The following is a 1,967-nucleotide window of genomic DNA, read 5'->3' as shown; positions in this document are numbered from 1 at the left end:
TGGATCACCAGCCGCGCGACGTAGGCCACCGTCGACGGCCACACCTGCTGTCTGCGCTCGCCCGACAGCGTCGGCACCGGCGCCATGAAGTGGCCGAGCGGCTCGCCGACATTCAGCAGCTTGCGCAGCTTCATGCCGATCCAGCCCGGATCGAGCACGCGCATGTCCAGCGACAGCAGCCGCGCCAATCCATCCAGCGCCTTCGGATAGTTGCCCGAGAAGCCCATCGCGCACGGCCGCGTGACGCTGCCGCCGTCGGGCGTGGGCAGACTGACCTCCTTCAGCGTCAGCGTGAACAGCTCGCCGGTCGCCGGGTTGTCGACATCGACCGCCCACGCCAGCGTCCCCGCCGTGCCGGTGCGCGGTTCCTCGCGCGAGAACATCGCGTCGAGCACCGGCGTCGGGCCGCCTTCCTGGAGCGCGCCGAGCTGCTCGCAGCGCCAGCGGATCACCGCGGCGGTCGCCGCCACCACGCCCGGGAACAGCCGCGGCTCACCGAGCGGCGGCATCGGCATCTCGAAGGCGCGCTCCTCGGCGACAGTGGCCAGCGCGTCGAGCTTCAGCCGCAGCCACGCGGCATCGTTGGCGCGCAGGTCCATCGACAAGGTCTTGGCCATCGCACCGAGCCCGCGCGGCTGCTCCGCGCCGTTGACCCAGACCTCGAAGGGCAGCGTGCGGCCGAACAGGCCGGCGTCGGGCCCCTCGGCCGGCAACTCGCCGACGAACAGCGCGAAGTCGCCATGCGGGTGGCGGATCATCGTCGACCACGCGGGATTGCCGCCGGGCATCTCGGGCCGGCTCGGCCAGCGCAGCGAGGCCAGCACCGGCTTGGGCAGCCGCTCGACGCGCAGGCGCTGATTCGGGCCGGTGTCGGCCTTCAGCGGCTCGGGCCTGGCGATCGGCTCGACGCTCAGCACCGCGCCGAGCACGCTGTTGGGCCGGTAGGTCGCCAGCCCCTTCAGGCCGCTCTGCCACGCCCAGCGGTAGAGGTCCTGGAAGTCGGCGTAGGGATAGTCCGCCGGCACATTGACGGTCTTGGAAATCGAGGTGTCGATGCACGGCGCGACGGCCGCGACCATGGCCTCGTGATCGGCGGCCTGCAGCTCGAGCGCGGTGACGAAGGCGTCGGTCAGCGGCGCGTCGGGGCCGAAGAGATGGCGGTAGAGCCGCCAGGCATGGTCCTCGACGGCGTACTCCTTGAAGCTGTTGTCCGGCATCCGCTTCTTGCGGGTGTAGCTCCAGGAGAACGCGGGCTCGATGCCGTTGCTCGCGTTGTCGGCGAAGGCCAGCGAGATGGTGCCGGTCGGCGCGATCGACAGCAGGTGCGAGTTGCGCAGGCCCTGCGCGCGGATCTTGTCCTTCAGCCACGGCGGCAGCCGCGAGGCGAAGTTGCCTCCCGAGAGATAGAGATCCGCGTTGAACAGCGGGAAGGCGCCGCGCTCGAGCGCGAGGTCGGCGGAGGCCTCGTAGGCGGCATCGCGCATGACCTCGCTGATGCGCCGCGCCATCGCGCGAGCCGCGTCGCTGTCGTAGCGCAGGCCGAGCATCACCAGCGCATCGCCGAGCCCGGTAAAGCCCAGGCCCACGCGGCGCTTGTTGGCGGCCTCGCGGGCCTGCTGCGGCAACGGCCACGGCGTCACGTCGAGCACGTTGTCGAGCATGCGGGTGGCGGTCTTGCAGATGTCGGTGAACTCGGCCTCGTCGAAGCTGGCCTGCGAGGTGAAGGCCTGTCTGACGAAGGTCGTCAGGTTGATCGATCCCAGGCAGCAGCAGCCGTAGGAAGGGAGGGGTTGCTCGGCGCACGGATTCGTCGCGCTGATCGACTCGCAGTAATGCAGGTTGTTGTCCGCATTGATCCGGTCCAGGAAGAGCACGCCCGGCTCGGCGTGGTCGTAGGTGGAGCGCATGACCTGGTCCCACAGCTTGCGGGCCCGCATCCGGCGGTAGACCCACAGCCCGTCGGCGCG

At 70.3% G+C, this 1,967-nt stretch carries 1 pseudogene; it reads right to left on the bottom strand.

Going from position 1 to position 1,967, the window contains the following annotated elements:
- A pseudogene (locus FUT87_RS30720) lies at positions 1-1,967 on the bottom strand (adenosylcobalamin-dependent ribonucleoside-diphosphate reductase); the annotation flags it as partial.

The sequence above is a fragment of the Mitsuaria sp. TWR114 genome (genome assembly GCF_007997345.1).
The sequence above is the reverse complement of the archived record's forward strand: the minus strand, read 5'-3'. Positions and strand labels throughout refer to the sequence as shown.